16 protein-coding genes and 2 pseudogenes are annotated in these 20,409 nt (G+C 41.5%); all 18 read right to left on the reverse strand.

Annotated elements, in window-relative coordinates; genetic code table 11:
* Position 1: 1 nt before the first annotated feature.
* The gene (locus V1224_13115) at positions 2–838 is read right to left on the reverse strand and encodes an N-acetylneuraminate synthase family protein (GenBank protein ID WWR15401.1); all 837 of its coding nucleotides are present in this window, start codon (positions 836–838) and stop codon (positions 2–4) included.
* Positions 835–1,833: an SIS domain-containing protein gene (locus tag V1224_13120; GenBank protein ID WWR17489.1), complete on the reverse strand. Its 999-nt coding sequence runs from the start codon at positions 1,831–1,833 to the stop codon at positions 835–837. Before V1224_13120 ends, V1224_13115 begins: the two co-directional genes overlap by 4 nt.
* A gap of 118 nt (positions 1,834–1,951) precedes the next feature.
* Positions 1,952–3,259: a 6-hydroxymethylpterin diphosphokinase MptE-like protein gene (locus V1224_13125; protein ID WWR15402.1), complete on the reverse strand. Its 1,308-nt coding sequence runs from the start codon at positions 3,257–3,259 to the stop codon at positions 1,952–1,954.
* 17 nt (positions 3,260–3,276) lie between these two features.
* On the reverse strand, positions 3,277–4,428 hold the full coding sequence (locus V1224_13130; protein WWR15403.1) for a radical SAM protein: 1,152 nt from the start codon (positions 4,426–4,428) through the stop codon (positions 3,277–3,279).
* 31 nt (positions 4,429–4,459) lie between these two features.
* Positions 4,460–5,482 carry a hypothetical protein gene (locus V1224_13135; protein WWR15404.1) on the reverse strand — a complete coding sequence of 341 codons (1,023 nt, stop codon included), beginning with the start codon at positions 5,480–5,482 and terminating at the stop codon, positions 4,460–4,462.
* Positions 5,483–5,496: 14 nt separating this feature from the next.
* Positions 5,497–7,503, reverse strand: coding sequence for an aminotransferase class I/II-fold pyridoxal phosphate-dependent enzyme (locus V1224_13140; GenBank protein WWR15405.1), 2,007 nt, complete (start codon positions 7,501–7,503; stop codon positions 5,497–5,499).
* Positions 7,504–7,506: 3 nt separating this feature from the next.
* A complete protein-coding gene (locus V1224_13145; GenBank protein ID WWR15406.1) occupies positions 7,507–8,346 on the reverse strand; it encodes a LicD family protein in 840 nt (279 codons plus the stop codon).
* Positions 8,347–8,775: 429 nt separating this feature from the next.
* On the reverse strand, positions 8,776–9,096 hold the full coding sequence (locus tag V1224_13150; protein WWR15407.1) for a helix-turn-helix transcriptional regulator: 321 nt from the start codon (positions 9,094–9,096) through the stop codon (positions 8,776–8,778).
* A gap of 143 nt (positions 9,097–9,239) precedes the next feature.
* Positions 9,240–9,560, reverse strand: a complete 321-nt coding sequence (locus V1224_13155) for a helix-turn-helix transcriptional regulator (GenBank protein WWR15408.1) — start codon at positions 9,558–9,560, stop codon at positions 9,240–9,242.
* Positions 9,561–10,021: 461 nt separating this feature from the next.
* Entirely contained in the window at positions 10,022–10,345 is a 324-nt protein-coding gene (locus tag V1224_13160; protein ID WWR15409.1) for a helix-turn-helix transcriptional regulator, read from the reverse strand.
* A gap of 234 nt (positions 10,346–10,579) precedes the next feature.
* On the reverse strand, positions 10,580–10,903 hold the full coding sequence (locus tag V1224_13165; GenBank protein ID WWR15410.1) for a helix-turn-helix transcriptional regulator: 324 nt from the start codon (positions 10,901–10,903) through the stop codon (positions 10,580–10,582).
* A gap of 204 nt (positions 10,904–11,107) precedes the next feature.
* Positions 11,108–12,262, reverse strand: a complete 1,155-nt coding sequence (locus V1224_13170) for a hypothetical protein (GenBank protein ID WWR15411.1) — start codon at positions 12,260–12,262, stop codon at positions 11,108–11,110.
* Positions 12,263–12,337: 75 nt separating this feature from the next.
* A complete protein-coding gene (locus V1224_13175) occupies positions 12,338–13,792 on the reverse strand; it encodes an ATP-binding protein (GenBank protein WWR15412.1) in 1,455 nt (484 codons plus the stop codon).
* 398 nt (positions 13,793–14,190) lie between these two features.
* Positions 14,191–14,943 (reverse strand): annotated as a pseudogene (locus V1224_13180) (glycerophosphodiester phosphodiesterase).
* Between the two features lie 180 nt (positions 14,944–15,123).
* Positions 15,124–16,197 (reverse strand): annotated as a pseudogene (locus tag V1224_13185) (metallophosphoesterase).
* Positions 16,194–17,981 carry an ABC transporter ATP-binding protein gene (locus V1224_13190; protein WWR15413.1) on the reverse strand — a complete coding sequence of 596 codons (1,788 nt, stop codon included), beginning with the start codon at positions 17,979–17,981 and terminating at the stop codon, positions 16,194–16,196. Before V1224_13190 ends, V1224_13185 begins: the two are co-directional and overlap by 4 nt.
* Positions 17,971–19,329 (reverse strand): Gfo/Idh/MocA family oxidoreductase, encoded by a 1,359-nt coding sequence (locus V1224_13195; protein WWR15414.1) that lies wholly within the window; start codon positions 19,327–19,329, stop codon positions 17,971–17,973. Before V1224_13195 ends, V1224_13190 begins: the two co-directional genes overlap by 11 nt.
* Positions 19,326–20,306 (reverse strand): glycosyltransferase, encoded by a 981-nt coding sequence (locus V1224_13200; protein WWR15415.1) that lies wholly within the window; start codon positions 20,304–20,306, stop codon positions 19,326–19,328. Before V1224_13200 ends, V1224_13195 begins: the two co-directional genes overlap by 4 nt.
* Between the last annotated feature and the right edge of the window lie 103 nt (positions 20,307–20,409).

Here is a 20,409-nt window from a genome sequence, read left to right on the forward strand (position 1 = left end):
TCTAACAGCCTCTCAATTTTTTTCTTGTCTCGAGTTCTTTTTCGCTCAAAATCTTCTGCCCATTTCCTAATATTTTCTCAATAAGACGCACATCTTCTATCAGTCTTGCCAGATCCCTCACATTCAGAGAGGCAGCCTGATCCGAGCCATACATCGTATTGTCTAATGTGATATGCCGTTCAAGCGATGTGGCTCCCAGGGCAACTGCTGACGTTGAAACTATTCTGCCTGATTCATGGCCACTATATCCGACCTTACATTGATACCGTTCTTTCAATACAGGAATCAATCGCAGATTTGCATCTTCCTTTGGCATCGGATACGTACTGTTACAATGCATTAATTCAAACGGACAGCCATGTGTTTTAAATATTTTAACGGCATTGTCAATTTCTTCGTATGTGCTCATGCCAGTGGCAATAAACGTATACTTCTTTTCACTGGCCACTTCCTCTAATATCTCCGCATTTGTCAGCATTGCAGACGCAATTTTATTGTATTTTAAATCAAACTGCTTCAAAAAAATCTGTGATTCAATGTCCCACGCGGATGCAAACCATTCTATTCCTTTTTCTTTGCAATACCTGTCAATTTCTCTATATTCTTCTTTTCCAAACTCAAGCCCTTCCTTTTGCTCCCTTTGTGTAGTACCCCAAGGACTCTTCCTGTATTCGTCCAGGTATTCTTTGCTATATACCTTGTCCACTGTTCGTTTTTGAAACTTTACTGCATCACATCCCGCCAGAACTGCCCAGTCTATCAACTGTTTTGCAATTTTCAAACTGCCATTATGGTTAATTCCAACCTCTCCGACGATAAATACATGTTCTTTACTCATTTTTTCTCTCCATAGGTTATAAGCTGTTGTTCAACATACTCGCAAATTATATGACCAGTCATAATATGAACTTCCTGAATTCTTGGCGTATCCTTCGACGGCACACTTAGCAGACAATCCGTATCTTTTAGAATATCCAAATATTCTGAAACGTTTCCGGTCATCAAAATCGTTGCCATCCCAATTTCTTTCGCTTTTTGAAATGCCATACGAATATTACCGGACGTCCCACTCGTTGTAATTCCTATTATAATGTCACCTTTTTTTCCTTTTGCCTCTAACTGTCTTGCAAATATCAGATTAAAATCATAATCGTTAGCCAGCGCTGTTATAATAGAAGTATTTGTTGTCAGAGCTTCCGCATTCCATGCTTCTCTTTCTGCATAAAAACGCCCCACAAACTCAGTTGCCAAATGCTGTGCATCCGCTGCGCTTCCTCCATTTCCGCACAGAAAAAGCTGTCCGCCCTTTTTGTAACAGTCTGTGATCATTTCAATGGCTTTGTTGATATTAGAAAGATACTGGTCATCATGGAACACTTTCTCAGTAAGGTTTTGATGATCTATCATTTTCTCTTGTATCTGCATCAGACAGTCCGCTGATGCTTGCGTGGCATTCCGATCCGTTTCTTTGTGTTTTGTAAGAACAGAGTAGCATTCCGCAAGGCAGCCATCTCCGCCTTTCCGCTCCAGTACAATATCTGCTACATCCTTTACCTCTTGAATAGCGTCACCGGGACAGATTGCCAGTCCTGCTAATTCTAATGCAGGTATGTCATACTTTCCATCGCCGATATAGCATACTTCTCTCAATTCAATATGGGATTGATCCATAAACTCCTGCAGGGCAGCTCTTTTATCCTTACAGCCTAATTTTACATAATGTAACGCTTCCATCTTTAAGAACTGACTACTAAATTCCGTATGTTCTCCTGAGATGCACCCAATCTTATATCCATTTGCAGCAAATAAATTTATGGCATCTAAATCCTTCATCTGCAATGCTTTGAATTCCAGTTTTCCGTCCGTATATCGCTTTCCGTCTGTGACAACTCCATCTATATCAAACACGAACATCTTAATCATAAACATTTCTCTCCACATTGAATCTCAGCTAAAATAGTTCATCAAAATTCACTCGCTCAAATATCTCAAGTCTCCCTCCCCGTGTTGCATTATATATTTTGATTCCATGTTGCTCTGCGTAACTGTTAGCCTTTTCATAAGCAAATTTTACCTGATCAGTATAGCTGACAGACGTCAGCTCTTTTTCTGAATAAAAATGATTGTATTTACTCCCGTGTTCTCCTGCCCCTGTAAAGTCTACACCTAACAGATAGATTTTTCTAAACCCCAGATACACTGCCAACTGAATGCAAGTATATACAATCGTTCCACCCACATACGACTTTCTGGATAAATCCTCTGAAAATTTAGGGTATCTCCCAAATGCCCATTCATCACACAGGTGATATTTCAACACATTGACGTTATGCTCTTCCTGCCAGAAGTTTTCACTGGTATCTGCGAGAAACGCATATTCACTTTGCTTCTCCGGCCTGATATTACTAAAATATTCACTCTCAAGAAGCGCCTTATCTTCTCCTACAAAAAAGGTTGGTCTCCACTTTGTCCTGTCATAGGCATATCCTATTTTGTTTACGCCAAAAGAAAGACTTTTGTTTTTTTCAAGTATATCTAAATCTCCGATATTGAGACTTGGGCCAGTTGCCACGATAAAACACGTTTTATCTTTGTGTGTATCCTTTAAACGTTCAATCTGGGGATTATAGTATTCTTTAATTACATCTGAACAGTCATAAATATTTTTCACATGAAAACCTGCGAAAAAACAGGTGTCATCCGTACTCTCAGCATACCTGCAATCTAAAATTGTGTGTATATTCCTATTATAGATCCCGCTTTCTTCTATTATGTTATATCCATACCACTCAATGAGTTGTATTACTTCCTCCGAAACGCTTTTGTCTATAATCAGATAAGGCGGCTGATTGCCGATCTCAGCCAGCCATGAATAAACCTCCAGACTATACACTGTATTGCCCAATATACCATAACTTTTATTCCGGTCTATATTTGCTTTCACATAACTACTGATATAAGGTCTTGTATTCTCTTCCTGAAACTCACCCGGACAATCCGATAATTTCATATAACGCCTGACGCCAAGCCTTTGCAGCTCGTCAACCGCTCCCTGCTCAAAAGTGTGCGCAATTACCAGCATGGTTTTTTCATATCTTTTGTCCCTAAGATACTCATCCAGACTTATAATCTCTTTTCCATAAATATGACTCCCTACCTTTTCCACACTTTTATCTACAAAGGCTATCACATCATCATTTTTCAAATGCCGGAACAGCCGTCCTCCTCTCAGACCGGCTCCCCAAATTACATACTTCATTTACATCTCCTGTACCCTTAATCGGTTATTTTAGCCTGCTTTGCTGCCTGAACTTCATCTGTATTATCACACCCAAATCCCCCGCACATTTTGCAGAATTCTAAGCTTCCTCCTTCTATGTTTCCTGCACACAATTCCAAAATTGCTTTGCGAGACTCAAGACTATTTTTATCAATATTTGACAAGTCAATATAAGACTTTTGACTGTGCGGTATCAAGCCGCCTAATTGGGCTGCACGGTCAGCAACACAATAATAAATTTTTCCATCTATGAGATCATGACATGCCGTATTACAGCAAATCATATGCGATTTCACACCGGCACTGTCATATCTGATTTCTTTACGCGGAAAACCCAGATCAAACCAAACCATATTTACAGTTCGTACAACGTTAATCTGATTTTCATCAAATATCTTACACAATTTTTCCAATTTCCCTTTATAGTCTACCGCATTTGAATAGTCACTGATAGAAATGCCTACATTATACTTTTTAAGCAGATCCAATACCCTTTGATCCGGAATAATCGTACCATTCGTAATGATACCAAGGTAACCTATCCTGTCACGATATTTACTCAACATTTCTATGATTTCACATAATTGAGGATGCAGAAAGGGCTCTCCTCCATAAAGGTTCATATCCTGTACCCTGTCAACATTCTCAAAGAAAAGAGAAACACTTTTTTCTATGTTTTCTAGTTTTTCGTGACGTTTCTCTTTAATATGTGGGATAAAAGCCGAACAATTCTCACAATTCAGACTGCAATATGACGTAATGGGAATATCAGCCTTTTCCAGACATATCATTCCTTTGTATTTATAGTACCATTCCGCAAAAAATTGATTCCAAACCGTAAAATCAATATTTTCAACCAGTCCCATCTCCTGTAACTGATTACAAATCTGGGCGTAGAAAAAGGCCTGAGTTGTAACAATTATTCTATAATTGTGCAATATCTTTTCTGCATCCTTCACATTAATAACTGTAATTCCATCTATAACCTTGCCTGCTTTATTTTTATCATTATCAACTACTGCAACTATATTGAAATATTTTTTTAAATACGGAAATACCCTGCTTCCATACCTTCCATATCCAAAGACAATAACATCTTTCAAATCTTTCCAGTATTCATCCGCTAACCTGTCTATTTTCGTTTCCACGTAATCATTCTCCTAACGACAAAATTTTAATTTATACATCATTGGTATAAACATTTACTACTCTTTGGCGCGTATCAATAGCAAATGAATTGATAAGTATAAATGAATTTGCTTCAAATGACTCCTGTGCTATAGCATAAGGATTTCTTACTATAATCATTACTTTGCGCGGCTTACGCTCTACACTTCCTCTGATGTTTTCTGCCAGCTTTCTCCAATGTCCGCCATTACTCAAAAAACAGTAAAACCAATTATATACATCCAGCTCTGATGTCAACTGCATTGCATCCTTGCAGAAAAGTTGGATTTGCCCCCCCCCGAGCCTTTCACCAATTAATTCAAAATTGCGTTTCGACACATCATAAATTCTTTGTTCTAATTCAGCTCCGCCAACCATTTCAAAGCCGTAATCTAAAAATGATATTACTCCACCGCCCTTACCGCTGCCAATGTCAAAAACAGCATCCGTTGCTTTGGGAACGCAATGACATTTATCCAGTATACTGAAAATCTCGCGCATAGCAGTAACTTTGTAGCCGACGCAAATTCCTTCTCTGCGATAATGGGACACATCAATCTCTGTCACAAAATTACAGCCATACTTAAATTCCAGATATTCTAAAAACTGGATATCTCTGTTTCCTGTTTTCTTCTGTAAAAACACATCCTGACTGTGATCTGGTTCCCAGGTCTTATCCCTGCCATATACTATCTGGCAAAAGTCAAAATAATCTTCGCCTTCTACATATCCTAGCTCTTCTAACTTTTCCCGTGCTTTATCGCTGTCAGCAAATGTGATCCAAATAACAGCATTATTTATATCTTTATAATTAAAATCAAACACCGCCGGCGGATACGTATCAAAACTATACGGGATGCTTGTTTTCATACTTTCTCTTACAATAAAATCTACCTGAATGCTGTGATAATAATCGGCATACCACTGTATAAACTGTCCGCTTCTGCCATATCCATATAATACAACTCGTTTATTGATAGCTTTTATCATAATTTCATCTAATTTTTTTCTGAACTCTTCAAACGCTTTTATCATATACAGCCTTTTCCTTATATAATATCCGCTTTTAATAAATAACTTTTTACAACTTCAACTGCCCGCTCCATGGTTTTTATATCTGCTATCGCTATTCTGGCAACTAATTCTTTTCCATCTTCAAACAGCCTGATCAAAATACCTTTTTGTTTCAAAACTTCTTGTAATTCCCGCATATCTGCATTTTCTATTTTTACTGCCACAAAATTAGAAGATGATTGAAATGCACGTACGCCTGGAATACGATTAAGCTCGTCAGAAAAATACGCTTTAGATTCATTCAACCTGTCATTCATCTCTTCGTAATATACTTTGTCCTGCATTGCTGCAACCGCCATCCTCCTCGATATGGAGCACTCTCTAAATAAAGGCAAGTCCAGACCGAAGATATGTTTTACCTTCGAATTACAAAAACCATATCCTACACGCATGTTTGCAAGACCATAAAATTTTGAAAAAGTTCTGGAAATAATTATATTTGAGTATGACTCTACCAACCTCCTGACATCAATATCTTCTTCAGAAAATCCCCAATATGCCTGATCCAATAATATCAAGGACTGTGGATTTTCTCTAACAATCATTTCTACAGTCTTTCCATCAATTTTGCACCCTGTAGGGTTATGTGGACTTGTTATCACTATAATCTTAGGCTGGTATGCCTTTGCTTTTTTTAACAGACATTCTATGTCAACATAATAGGAATAGTCATCTTTTAATATATCGTAATAGTATACGTCACAAAACTTTTCCTTAGCCAGGCTCGCATAGTAGCTCCAACCAGGAGCTGATGTTAAAATACAGTTGCCTCTCTCCAATGCAATGGAAAAGACCGACTTAATCAATTCCGCGGAACCATTGTGTATATAAATATCATCTTCAGGAATCGAAAAAAAGGATGAAATTTCTTCAATCAGAAAATCCTTGGTTGCCATATCATATTCATATAAATCCTGCAGATTAACATTCTTCAGGACATTAAGACACCTGGGACTTGGACCGAATGTATTTTCATTTAAATGAAGACGGCCGGTGTGCTGATCCGTGGTCGCAGAATTGTATCGTTCAATATCCCCATATTTTTCAAAAATATCAGGAACTCTAAATTTCATTTTTGAGTTTTCTTCGAGAACAGAATCCCGATAATTTACAAAATCCGGATCAAACGCAATGACATCGTCAACAGTATCAAATTCCTGTACGATTTCATCAGAATACTTTACCAATAATATTGGCAATTCATCTATATGTTTAATATGAAAATCATCCCACAGCATCTTTTTGGTTTCTCTTTTACTGTACTCTGATTCTAAAAGCTCAACAAATTTATTACTGAACCTTTCTGAAAAAAAGGCTTCTCCTATTGTATACCACGCATTACTTCCGCCTTTATGTATGGCAGCTATATAATCTCCCTTCATTTTCGTAACGCAATATTCTTCTGCATACTCATCCGTGTATTTACAGGAATAATAGGAATCATAAACATACTCTTCAAATACATTCTTACTGAAATAATTGTCAGAACAACAGATGAAGCTGTTTTTCAGGTAATCTCTTACAGCATAAAGAGAAGATATATTGTTATATCTGTAATAATCGTTGTTTTCTACTATTACTACATTGTATTTCTCCTCTAAATACCTAAACTGATCCTTTAAATAGCCAACGACCACGATGATCTCATGAATGCCTGCCTCAATTAATTGTTTGATCTGCCGCTCGATCAGGCACTCTCCCTTTACTTGATAAAGCCCTTTTGGAACAAAACGAGACAACGGAAGGCTACGTAATCCAAAGCCCGCTGCCATAATAATCGCATTATCAACTTTATACTTATTCAGGTTTTCATATCCTGACGACGTAATTCCCTCATCTAACCAGTGCTTTTCTCTCAGCCCGTTCATTAATTCTTCAATTTTTTTATCTTCATACCCTGTCATTGAGGCAATTCCGCTATTTGAGATGTCTCCTTTTTGCTTATGAATCGCATATAAGATATTAAATTCATCATTTCTCATTTTCTATTCCTCTTTATCAGTTACTCCAAAATCAATACTGGTTACTGTATGCTTAGGCCTTCTCTGCTCTTTCGGCGGCAGTGTCATATAATTTTCTCCAAACATAAATTTTAAAAATCCATCATAATCAACTGGCGCTTTCACAGTCAGATTCTCAAATTCTATTTCACATGACTGATTCATCCATTTCCTTAAAAACCCTTTATTTTCTTCCGGCGCTCCCCATCCTAATGTTCTAATCAGTCTGGTATTCTTATTTCTATATTGGTTAGCCAGTCTCTCAAACTCATCAAATGCAATTTTTACTGGCAATAACCGCATGATTTTATAAATACATCTTTTGATAAGATTTCTATCATGTACAGCTCCTACCGGAGAATATAAAATTTTTCTGGCAATATAACATCTGAAGTTAAATATTGCTTTTAAAGGCTGCTTTTCCGGCATCCCGTCGCATGGAAACACATCTATAAAAATACCTCGTTTCATTGTAAGCATCTCTTGATTCTTCCGGCCAAAATACGTTCCCTTCCTTAGAATCCTTGCGTAGCCCCACCGATACCCGGGATCTGTATCATACGTTTGAAGGAAATATTTTTTGGAATCAAGCTCCTTCTTACAAACTTCACAAAACTTATCATAATCTTTTCTAAGCATTCTGATGTCTATATCATCATCCCATGGTATAAACCCTTTATGCCTGACTGCTCCTAATAACGTGCCACCATCCAGTTCGTAGTGGATGTTATTCTTCCTGCAAATTCTGTCTGCTTCCTTAAGCATGTCAATTTCTATCAACTGAAGTCTGCGTAGTGTTTGAGTTGTATATTTAAACTTATTCATTTTCTTTTCCTTTTACCGACATGCTCAAATTTCCCTTTCAGAATGCAGTATTATCCTATATTGTAAACCCCTCATTCGATTAACACAAAATGGCGCCTGCTTTTACGGTTATAGCATCTCATAACTAAATAAAAGTATACCACAAACAGATATTTTAGTATACCAAAAAATACATTTTACGCCATCATCTAGCAATATACCGTATCATTCTCCAAATTGTCAGGAATTGTAAACTCTTTTTCCATCCGGGAACAGAAAGGTTATACAGGAAAAATTCCTTGACTGTGACCTCCACAGTCAAAGAATTTTTAAGCGCACTTTACTAAGCTCTATCAAACAGAGCTTATAAAATATTCATTTTCCGAGCGATAAAACATATAATAAGCTATCGTCTTGCCAACATGCCCTACAGCCCGCTATTTTCAGACATTACCTCGCAAGCAGTCCTTCGAGATATGCCAGCAACAGCTCTTTTCTTCTCTCATCCAGACGGCAATACCGTTCCAGTAAGATGGTCTCTTCCTCTTTCAACTCATTTTTCATGTAAGGCATTCTGACGTTTGACAGCCCCAGAATATAATCACAACTCGTGTGGAAGAGAGACGATAATTTTATCAAGTTGGAAACACTTGGATAATGTTTACCGCTTTCATAAGAACTGATCGTTTCCTGTGACACTTCCAGCTCGATAGACATGCGCACTTGTGTCATATTTCTCTCGTCCCTTAATTGTCGGATTCTGTTCTCCATACTTTCTCCTTTGTAAAAATGTGACTACGAGCTTTCTTTTATCTTATAGTTTCAAGTTGTACGTCAAAGAGTTTATTACTGTATTTTCTATAGCTTTAACCTGTATTTTTAAGAAGAAATACAAATAATTCTTAATTTATTGCTTATCGGGCAAGCATCCCTTCAAGATATGCAAATAAAAGCTCTTTTCTTCTGTCGTCCAAACGACAGTATTGCCTCAAAAGCGCAATCTCATCTTCCTTTAGCCCGTCTTTCAAATAGAACATTCTTTCATTTGACAACCCTAGAATATAATCACAGCTTGTGTGGAAAAGTGCGGACAGTTTGATCAGGTTTGGGACACTTGGATAATGCTTTCCGTTTTCATAGGAACTGATTGTCTCCTGCGATACTTCCAGTTCAATTGACACACGAATCTGGGTCATATTTCTTTCTTCTCTTAGTTCACGTATTCTGTTTTCCATGTTTTCTCCTTTGTAAAAATGTAGCTGTAACCTTGCTTTTACCATATAGTTCCAACTTTTATGATACAGATGTCATTCAGATTTTTGGCCATAAAAGGCAGGAATATGTATAACAAAACTGATGAAAATCAGCTGAGAACGGGCAATATCCGGAAGTCCTGAAATATGATGCAAAAGTTGGGGGAAATCTCATTCTTCTATATGAAAATGGCAGACAGAAGCTGAACATTCTCAAGAGGATGCGTTCTTCCTGTTAAGACAATATTGTCGTTTGGATGATAGGGAAAAGAATTGATGTTTGATATACAGAGCGACTACCTGCAAGACAGTAAACGGTCTCTCTTTTACATTTCCCCAAAAGTAGTGAACGAAATACAAAACAGAGCCGGGAACCTGTTTCCAGATTCCCGGCTCGCTCCATCTGTTCCTTCCCGCCTGTCTGTAATTACCTGGCGGGAAAATTACTGTCGCAAAAGCAACTTTTCAAGATATGCTGACAGAAGTCGTCTTCCTCTTTCGTCCAGACGACAGTACTGCTCCAGCAAAATGATCTCCTCCTCTTTTAATTCGTTTTTCATGTAAGGCATTCTTACATTTGACAGTCCCAGAATATAATCACAGCTTGTGTGAAACAGCGCGGATAATTTGATAAGGTTAGAAACACTCGGATAATGTTTACCACTTTCGTAGGAACTGATCGTCTCCTGTGACACTTCCAGCTCCATAGACATGCGTAACTGGGTCATATTTCTCTCTTCTCTTAATTGTCGTATTCTGTTTTCCATATTTTCTCCTTTGTTAAACGTACCACTTAGTGCTTTCTTTTATTTTACAGTTTCAACTTGTATTTCAAAGAATTGAACGCTGTATCTTCTACAGTTTTAACCTGTATCAAAATATGGGAAGCAGAATAAGCCTTGCCTGTCCTGAGAGCGAATGACAAAAAGACGTATGATTTTGATCTACTGTCTCATACGCCTTCCTGCTGTTATCTATCTATTATATTTTTAATTCTGAAATTACTGCCGGTCGAGTACTCCCTCGAGATATGCGAATAATAGCTGCTTCCCTCTTTCATCCAAGCGGCAATACTGTTCCAGCAAGATGATCTCATCTTCTTTTAATTCGTTTTTCAAATAGGGCATTCTCACATTTGACAGCCCTAAAATATAATCACAACTTGTATGAAAAAGAGCAGCTAATTTGATAAGATTGGAAACGCTCGGATAATGCTTGCCACTTTCATAAGAACTGATCGTTTCCTGGGATACTTCTAATTCAATAGACATACGCACCTGTGTCATATTTCTTTCTTCTCTTAACTGACGAATTCTGTTCTCCATATTTTCTCCTTTGTATAAATGCAACCACGAGCTTTCTCTTATCATATAGTTTCAACTTGTATGATACAGATGTCAGAATTGTATTATGTACAACTTTAACTTGTATTTCATATGGATTTTTTCTTCGTGCGTATAGTTTATTATTATGATTTCTCTTTTTCCTCTTCTCAGTCTGTCTCAGATTATCGTTCTGATATTTTCGCCCTATCTCCCTTTGTTATCTTCTATTGTCCCTACCTCTTTCGATAAGTCATATACGGTTCCATTGATACTGCCCACAGGATTCTGTTCCAGGTATTTCATCGTTGACAGGCAGAGCTTTTCGATCTGCTCCCGTTTGTCCGCATCATTTGGATTCAGCTTTAGTTTTTCACATATATAGTCGATCTGTGTTCTGGCAATCGCAAGTCTTGTCCCCTGATTTTGAACATGCTGTGCTTCCACCTCTGTCAAAATCATTTGTGCCTCCGCTTTTGTTTTCTCTGCTTCCGCCCTTATCTTTTCTGCCTCGGCCTCAATTCTCCCTGCCTCCGCCTCACCTTTGCAAATTTCCGAGGGCGTCAGCCTCCATCTCCTGATCGCATTGGATATGCTTTCCACAATATCACGAAAGACAGACAGTTCGATCTTTTTGCTGCCAAATTCCGCTTTCAGAGAACCGCTCTCAATCTTTCGGATAAAGATTGTATGATTCTCATCCGGCGCCGCCAGCCTTTCCAGACTGATCAGACTGTCAGTCAGCAATTTCAGATCGTCCGCAAAGGTGTACAGATCAGCACTGCTTTTCGCAGAGCGAATGTCAAGATAATGAACCGTATCCTCCTCTGAAATCTCTTGTGGCAACGCACCCTGTACCTCTTCTCCCTGTTGTAACAGAAACTGGTAGTTGCTGCTGATCTGGCCATACGCATCATTAAATTCTTTTAATAATTTGATCAGTCTGGAAAAGCATTTTGCATCATCCTTCCCCAAAATTTTATTTTCTACATACTCTGCAGTTCCATCTATTAACGTATTCAAATATCCGCACAAAAGTTCCGCCGCCTGCTTTACCGAGAAAGACGTGAAAGTAATCCCCTCAATTTCCGCAATCAGTCGAATGGCACTGCGGACTCCGTAATTTAACTGTGCGATCTCCTGGGCAGCAAAGGCTTCCGCTTTCTGCAAAGAGATGCCAAGTTCCCCACAGGCGTTATAATCTCTTGCGGAGTCCATAAAAATATCTACCACATGCTCGATCTCTGTCTGGTACTTGTCAACCATTCCCGATGCCATATTGATATAACCGCCTAATCTGTTGTGACGATAAATCGCACTCATCAAACTTTCATAATCTTTCACAATATCATCAAATACCATCTTCAGGTCTCCTTCTTTTGTATGTTTTGATATTCTGGTAAGTATACCGTCCAGCCGGCTGTCTACAATGCCAGATTACTTATTTCTGACTGTAAAATATAGCTGCTTCTGACTCTTTGGCTTATCCGGAAGACTCATCTGTATCAGTCCCTGTTCTACCAAGGGCATGATGTGTCGCTGTATCGCATATGTGACGGAAGTCAGGCCCAAGTATTCACAGATTTCTTTTCTCGTACGGGGCGTCCTGCAAAAGAGAAGCAGATTTTTTATTTCTTCCTCCGTTTCTCTTTCTTCCTGCGGATCGGCTGTATATTCATTGTAAAACCTTACGACAAAGTTTCCTCTCTCATCTGCAAACTCCGGTTCCCGCAGACGATATTCCATCATCTCCCTTCTGATCGTCGGAATACCGGAATATCGATTTTCTGTAATGCCTCTGGCTTCCAAAGCTGTCGCCAGAACCGGATTTCTTGTATCAGGCTGTACTTTGCCGAGCTGATCAAGCCTGATCCTGCCATATATACCGCCTGGATTGCGGATCTCCATTCTGTCTTCAAACATAAGCACCTGGATCGGCATCCCTTCCGTATGAATGCTATAATCACGGTGTACAAGCGCGTTTATCACCGCTTCTCTGACTGCCGTCATCGGGTACTCTGTCCGGTCTTCTCTTTTGCCGCTCTCAGAGTCTATGATCGTTCTCGTCTTCATATTTTTGCGCACAAATCGCAGAGTGCCGTCAAGCATCTGCGAAATATTTCCTTCGATTCTCTCGTTATCAATAAACCGTTCTCCCAGGCCCCCCGTGTCTCCGAGTTCACGCCCCGGCACCACAACCGAGATAATGCACAACTGCGGAAAATAAGCCTGCGGGTACAGCCCGAATAACAGAACCGTACTCAGCGTAACATTTCCATTCCTTGTGATACTCATCAATTCCTGCAATTCCCGGTCAGAGACGCGCATCAGATTCGGCTTTCCTGTACGAAGAGCATCCATATAATCATCCAGCTCAGCCGTATCTACCACCTGGAGCGAAGCTCTCTCTATCTCTCTGACATCATCCTGATATTTCCTGAGAAACGCCTCATAGCTGTAGATCTCATATTCCGTCATCGGCTCATCGCTGTCGCCGATACGCACGAAAGATCCTCTCAGCCTTCCCTGCCCTCTGTAATAGCAAGGTCTTTCCGCCAGATCAATACCCGGTATCTCCGCAGCCACAAAACTTTTCCCGTCCTTTTCAAGCACCGTGAGAAGCGGCCTGACTATCGGTTCCATTTGCCTGCATTGTTCATTGATCTTTTTTTGCAGATCCTGCGCATCATAAACACCTGCTTCCCGATAATCGTCCATTTCCTCTATACCAAAGACAATGATTCCCCCACCATCCTGATTGGAAAAGCCAGATAACGTATCATATAAGCGTTTCGGGCAGCCACACCCTGCACTTTTCAGTTCCAGGGTCTGCGTTTCACATTTCATTTTTTGGATTTCTTTTAACTTCTCCAGAAATTCTTCTCTTGTCATTTCAGTTTCCCTCTTCTTATTTTAGATTCTATCATTATATTTAAGTTTATTCAAGAATCTCAAATAATATTCTACGAATCTGAAATCATATTTGAGTTTTTATTTCATATTTCAGTTTTCATTTCACATTTCAGTGATTATTTCAGTTCCTGTTTCACTTTCTACTCCGTTTCCTATTGTTTCCCTGCCGCTCTCTGTACGATTCGGTCGATCGCCACAAAGATTTTTCTCACTTTTCCGTATGTCACACCCAACAGATGTAAAAGTGCATGTTTCTTTCCGGCATTCCCCACACCTGCTTTGTCAGCCGACGTATTTGTTTCGTCCTTTTCCGGTTGTTCCTGAGTCACTTTATTCTCTGGCAGCGCCAGTTTCTTCCCATAAATAACTTCATACGCCAGGTCCGGATAATTGGTGATGACAGCGTCCGCTCCCCTCTGAATCGTCTGTCCGATGTGATCTCTGTCATTGACCGTCCAGACATGGATCTTTCTTCCGCTATCTGCACATGCCTGCACAAACCCGGGATTTTTCATCAGATACCATGCCGGATGGACCGCAGTCACTCCACGCTCCTGTGCATATGCGGCCATATCAAGAATCCCGTCGCAGCAGAGGAATCCCGTTTCTGACACTTCTGTCAGTTTTCTGACTGTCAGTACTGACCTGTGAGAGAAAGAGGAATAGATTACCCGCTCTTCCATCCCCAGCTCTTGGACAAGCCGCACCGTCTCCCGTTCAATTCCCGGATAAGGATTGATTCCGGTCTTAAGTTCAATGTTGACCGTGAGGGCAGTCGGCGCCAGAAGCTCCAACACTTCCCGCAGAGTCGGTATATCCGCATGGATACAGGACGGATATGTGCGGTTAAAATTATAGTTACGCAGCTCATCCAGCGTATAATCGGCCACATATCCACTGCCGTCGCTGACTCTGTCGATCCGCTCATCATGAATAACGACCAACTGCCTGTCTTTCGTAAACTGTACATCCAGCTCTACCCCGTCAGCCCCCAGTTCTCTGGCAAGCGCAAAGGCTTCCAGCGTGTTCTCCGGCGCATAGCCCGATGCACCCCGATGCGCCCATATTTTCACTTTCTTTTCCGGTTTGGTACTTCGATCTGTGCCGGCCCCGAAACGGACAAAATCAATCTTTCGTTCTTTTGTATTGATGACCATCGTATCCCACAATTCCTGAGACACTTCTCCCTCAATTCTCACCGGCCTGACAGCGCCTTCCGGTCTCTTGTCCTCAAAGTATTCCACTTTGGAGCAGCCAAGAGAGACAATCGGAAAAGTTCGCTCTCTGTAGATATAGTCGGCGTGAGTATGCCCATGGACAAAGGCCAGAATCCTGTTGTCATGCGTCCTGTTCCATCTGTCCAGCAACTCTGTCAGCATTTCTCCATTGCGAATTTCCGAGGCCCAGTAATCGAGCCGGGCAAGCGGCGCCTCATGGCTGAATATCACGACCTGATACTCCTTTGGCAGTCGTTCTAACCGCTCCACTACCCAGTCCAGCTCCCCCTGTGTAAATCCGTACCGCAACTTTTCCTCATTATCATAAGAATGAAGAAACAAAAAGGTCAGCTTCCGTTCCGGGAAACTCACATCGTACCAGAGCTGATCTTCTGTCAGCTCCCCGGAAACGATCCCTCTTAAATAGCAGTCATACTGCTCCGGTCCTGACAGCTTATGCGGATTGCTGCGGAAATAGTTGACATCGTGATTGCCGATCGTCATATAGAACGGCTTCCCCCAGCCAGTAATCCGGTCTAATACTCTGTGACTGTATTCCCGGCATGTCTCTCTGTCCAGTAAGCCATCCGTAAGGTCACCCAGATGAATCACGCCATCGGGTGAAATCTGTGCATTGACTGCCTCTATCGTGGCAGCGCACGTCTCCCAGTTTCCATTGACGACATAATGGGTATCCGTCAGCAGCGTAAATACAAGACAATCTTTGGTTCGCTTCTCCTCGACAGCCCTCACTGTCCTGGCAATCTCATCCTGCACATCCGTCCGCGCCAGAAACGCCTGCTCTTTTCTTTGCAGAGCAACCCTCTCATCCGTCCCGCCTGTCACGCCGATGACAGACGCTTTTCCTTCTTCCGCTGTTCCTATACCCTCACCCGACTGTGCTTTCATTTTTACAGATAGACGGATATACCCTTCACCCGCCGCGGGCAGGTTTCCGTCATCGAATATCATGTCTGTATTCATCCAGTTTTCTTGCGAATATTCCTTACGATACGTACACCAGCATTCATTCTCCTCATAGGCATACGTATACAGATAGACGCCTGGCCGCTCTAATGTAAAAAAGGCATACCTGTAACAGTATGCCTTATCATTTAATACGATTTTACTTCCCTTTGTAACATAAATCAATTTCTGCATTTTCATGATTCTTGCTCCACTTCAGCCTGCAGCTGCTCATATGTGACTTTTTCAATGTTCCCTTTGTCCACGCGATAGATCACATCACAGTTTCGAACCGTCGTAATTCTATGGGCGATAATGATCATCGTCTTGTGGCCAAGTAAATGCTCGATCGCTTCCATGACAGCCGCCTCTGTCTCGTTATCCAAAGCCGAAGTCGCCTCGTCAAGCACCAGAATATCCGGATTGGTGTACAAGGCTCTGGCGATTCCGATCCTCTGCCTCTGTCCGCCTGACAGACGCACGCCCCGTTCCCCGATCTTCGTATCCAGTCCCTCGGGAAGCCTTTCCACAAATTCCTTTAACTGTGCCTGCTCCAGAGCCGACCATACTTTATCATCAACCGATTCGTCTACTTCCAGGCCAAATGCAACATTGTTGCGGATCGTGTCATCTGAGAGGAAAATTGTCTGCGGGATATACCCAAGTTTATCTGCCCATTCATCCGCGTGGTTTAAAATCTCTTTGCCATCACAGAGCACCCGTCCTTCTTTTAATTCCAGAATACCCAAAAATACATCGGCCAGCGTCGTTTTCCCCGCACCGGATGGTCCTACAAAGGCCACCGCCTGGCCCTTCTGTATCGACATATTCACACCGGAAAGCACTTCCGTTTCCGTATTGGGATAGACAAAATGAATATTTTCCAATGTTACATCATGTTCAAAGGAAAGCTCATTTTCATTCTTTCCCACTTGCTCACGCTGTACCCGCTGATATTTGTGTTCTTCACTGACCTGCAGCGCCTCATAGACACTGTCCATGTATGGATAACTGAAAATTATGGAATTCAGACAGCCATTGATCCGGCTGATCCGGGGAAACAATCGGAACAATGCCATGGCAAAGATCGCCATCTTCGGCAGAAATACCGCAACGTTAGCTCCATTTCTCACTCGCAGAGCAATGATCAGCAAAATCGCCGCCGTACAAAAACACTCCAACACCATATGAGGAATGGAGTTGAGAAACGAAAAGATCCGGTTCATCCGGTTGGACTGACTACAATACTTCTCGTAATTATCCACAAAGTAATCTTCCCGGCGAAGTATCTTGATCTCCTTGACCCCGCCAAACGCCTGCTGCATCCACTGCGTCATCTTACCGCTGCACTTCTGCGTCTCTTTTCCAAAGAAAGTTGCTCTTCTTTTATTCCAGCGGACAAAGATCGCAACAAAAAGCACCATGATGACGATCATACTCACTGAGAGAATAAAGTCTGTATACAACATATAACCGCCAAAGATCAGCATCATCACGCAGTCGGAAAACATATACAGACATTGCAAAACAAGATTGAAAAACTGTGCCACATCCGTGCCGACACCACGCATCAGAACCGCCGAATTTTTTTCCAGAAAAAAAGAATACGGTTCCTGCATATAACTGCGCATCAGACGTACACCGATCTCCCGCTGGGTGTCAAAGACAAACCCGGTCCGTTTATAACTTGTGAACGCATTAAACGCATTTTTAAAGATATAAATACCAATCATGCCGATCGCCATGATCATAAAAAAATCGTTGTTATTTTCAGCGCCCGATATTTGATAGGCCATCAGCAACAGCCTGTTCTCCTGAATCATATTAGGATTCAATATGAGGGCAATAAACGGATAGACAGAAATCACACCGAGCAGTTCCAGAAAGATCTCTGCAAATAAGATCATCACCAGCCACACAAGCCGTATCTTCTGTTTTCTGTTAAAAATATAACTTGCCTTCTCCCAAACGTCTTTAAAACTCATGTTTTCTCTCTTTCCTGTTCTTTTGCAGTAAAAACCGTTCCATCACATCCGCCATGGCAATCGATTCCTCCGCCGTAAATTTATAGGATCTGCCCGCGTGCCCGTTGATCATATAGACAAAATCACTGATCTCATAGCGCAGACCATAGCCAAGGTATCTGGTCGCATATTTTTCAATCTTTTTAGAGTCTTCATAGCGCACTTCAAAACTTCTGGTCAGCCACCAGGGAGACTCTGCCAGAATGTACCCGTTCGTCCCCGCCACAATCAGCTGCCCTTCCGACTTGACGCCCACACCACTCTTTGACAGCGCGAACCCTTTCTCATAGACGAAAGACGCCTTGGTATACAAATCGATCCCATTTTCCGCCAAAATGCTGTCAAAACGTACTTCCTTATAATTTGTGCCCATCAGTTTTAAGATTGGAAGCAGTGTATAACTGCCAAATTCGGTAAAGCCACCCCCATAAACGGTGTCAGTCATCTCCCGCAGTCCATCTTTTGTCAACCTCGTAAAGCAGGCTTCCACATCCCGGATCTGTCCGATCGCCCCGCTTTTGACAACGCCTAATAACTGATTGAAACCCGGACAATAGGCTGTCTTAATGCCTTCCATTAATACGAGTCCCTTTTCCGCCGCCAGATCAAACAGCTCCTTTGCCTGCGCCTTTACAAACGCCATCGGTTTCTCGCAGAGCACATGCTTCCCATGTTGTAAACCCGCCTTTGCGTATTCATAATGCGTTTCATGGGGAGACGCCACATAAACTGCATCCACACTCTCAAAAAACGTCTCCAGATTATCTGTGCAGACGTCCAGCTCAAACTTTTTTGCAAATCTCTCCGCACTTGCAATATGGGGGTTATACACGCTATGCACAATAGTACCGCTGACGAACTTTGCCTCCGGTACAAAACGGTTGGCAATCCTGCCCGTTCCGATAATGCCGATGCGGGTGATCGGGTTCTGCGTCGTTCGCAATATCGTTGAGGAAATGTTTTTCGTCCGCTCCAGATAGACGACTTCGCAGTAGTCTTTCAAGTAGTCAAAAGTACCTGCCCAGTCTGATCCTACCGTGAACACATTGATGTCATATTTCTGAACATCCTCCACTTTCTGTCCCTGATGATCCTCCACGATGATCTGATCGGCAAAACCGGTCCTGCGCACATTATCGATCCTCTCGTCAAGAGAGTCCACGATATTCAGTTTGCCTCTCGATTCATCATACTGTTCCGTCGTCACACCAACAATCAGATAGTCGCCCAATTCCCTGGCCCGTTTGAGGAGATTGTAATGCCCCTCATGAAACAGGTCAAAAGATCCATACGTAATTACTCTTCTCATGCTTCTGTACTCTTTCTCTCTTTAATCAGTTTTTCATTGTCAAAATTCAGTCTTTTCTCTTCTACTACCAGCGGTCTGTGAATGACCCGTGTATTGATATTCAATATATATTCCCCAATCAGGCCGATAAAAAACAGCTGCAGAGAACCGAGCACATAAATGCCAAGCAGCATGGGAATATTGCCTGCCGGGAAACTGTCCCAGTAAATCAGTTTCAGAACGAGATAAATCAACGCTATCGCAAGGCCAATCCCTGAAGAAAGAAATCCCAGCAGTGTGGCCAGACGAAGTCCCACCTTAGTATAGGAAGTGATACTGAGCATCGCTGCGTCATAGAGTGTAAAAATATTGTTATGTGTCTTGCCTGCCCGCCGTTTTGGCTGATTATACTCAATGTCCTTGCGGTTAAACCCATGTCCATACTCCGCCACGATTCCCCTGATAAAAGGGATCGGATCATCGAGATTTCTTAAAATATCGACAAACGTCTTATCATACAGACCGAAACCGGTAAAATGCTCAATCATCTCTGTCGAAGACATATTTTTGATCAGTTTATAATAGACACTGCGCAGAAAATACACGATCCCGTTCTCTTTGCTGGAGGTCTTGATTCCACTGACAATCCGGTGCCCGTTCTCCCACTCCTTCACAAATGTGGGAATGAGATCAATTGGGTCCTGAAAGTCACAGCACACCATAATTGTGCAGTCTCCCGTCGTCTGACAGAGTCCATAAAAAGGAGAGTTAAATTGTCCGAAGTTAGTGACATTGAAGATCGCCTTTACTTTTTTATTTTTTGCACAGATCGTCTCCAACTTGTCCCTCGTCCCATCCGTCGAACAGTTGTCAATGAACAGGATCTCGTAATCATATTGTGACAGTGCTTCCTGCAACACATTTTCAACTGCCGCCGCCATCAAGTCCACATTCTCAACTTCATTGTAGCAGGGAATCAAAATACTAATTTTTTTCATATTTTCTTAATATCTCTTCATACTTTCTTAACATCTATACGATTCTTATAGTACCATAGACACAGTAGCTTTACAACTCATAAATTTGCTCTACTCACAGCAC

The sequence above is a fragment of the Lachnospiraceae bacterium JLR.KK008 genome (assembly GCA_037015955.1).
Taxonomy (GTDB): domain Bacteria; phylum Bacillota; class Clostridia; order Lachnospirales; family Lachnospiraceae; genus VSOB01.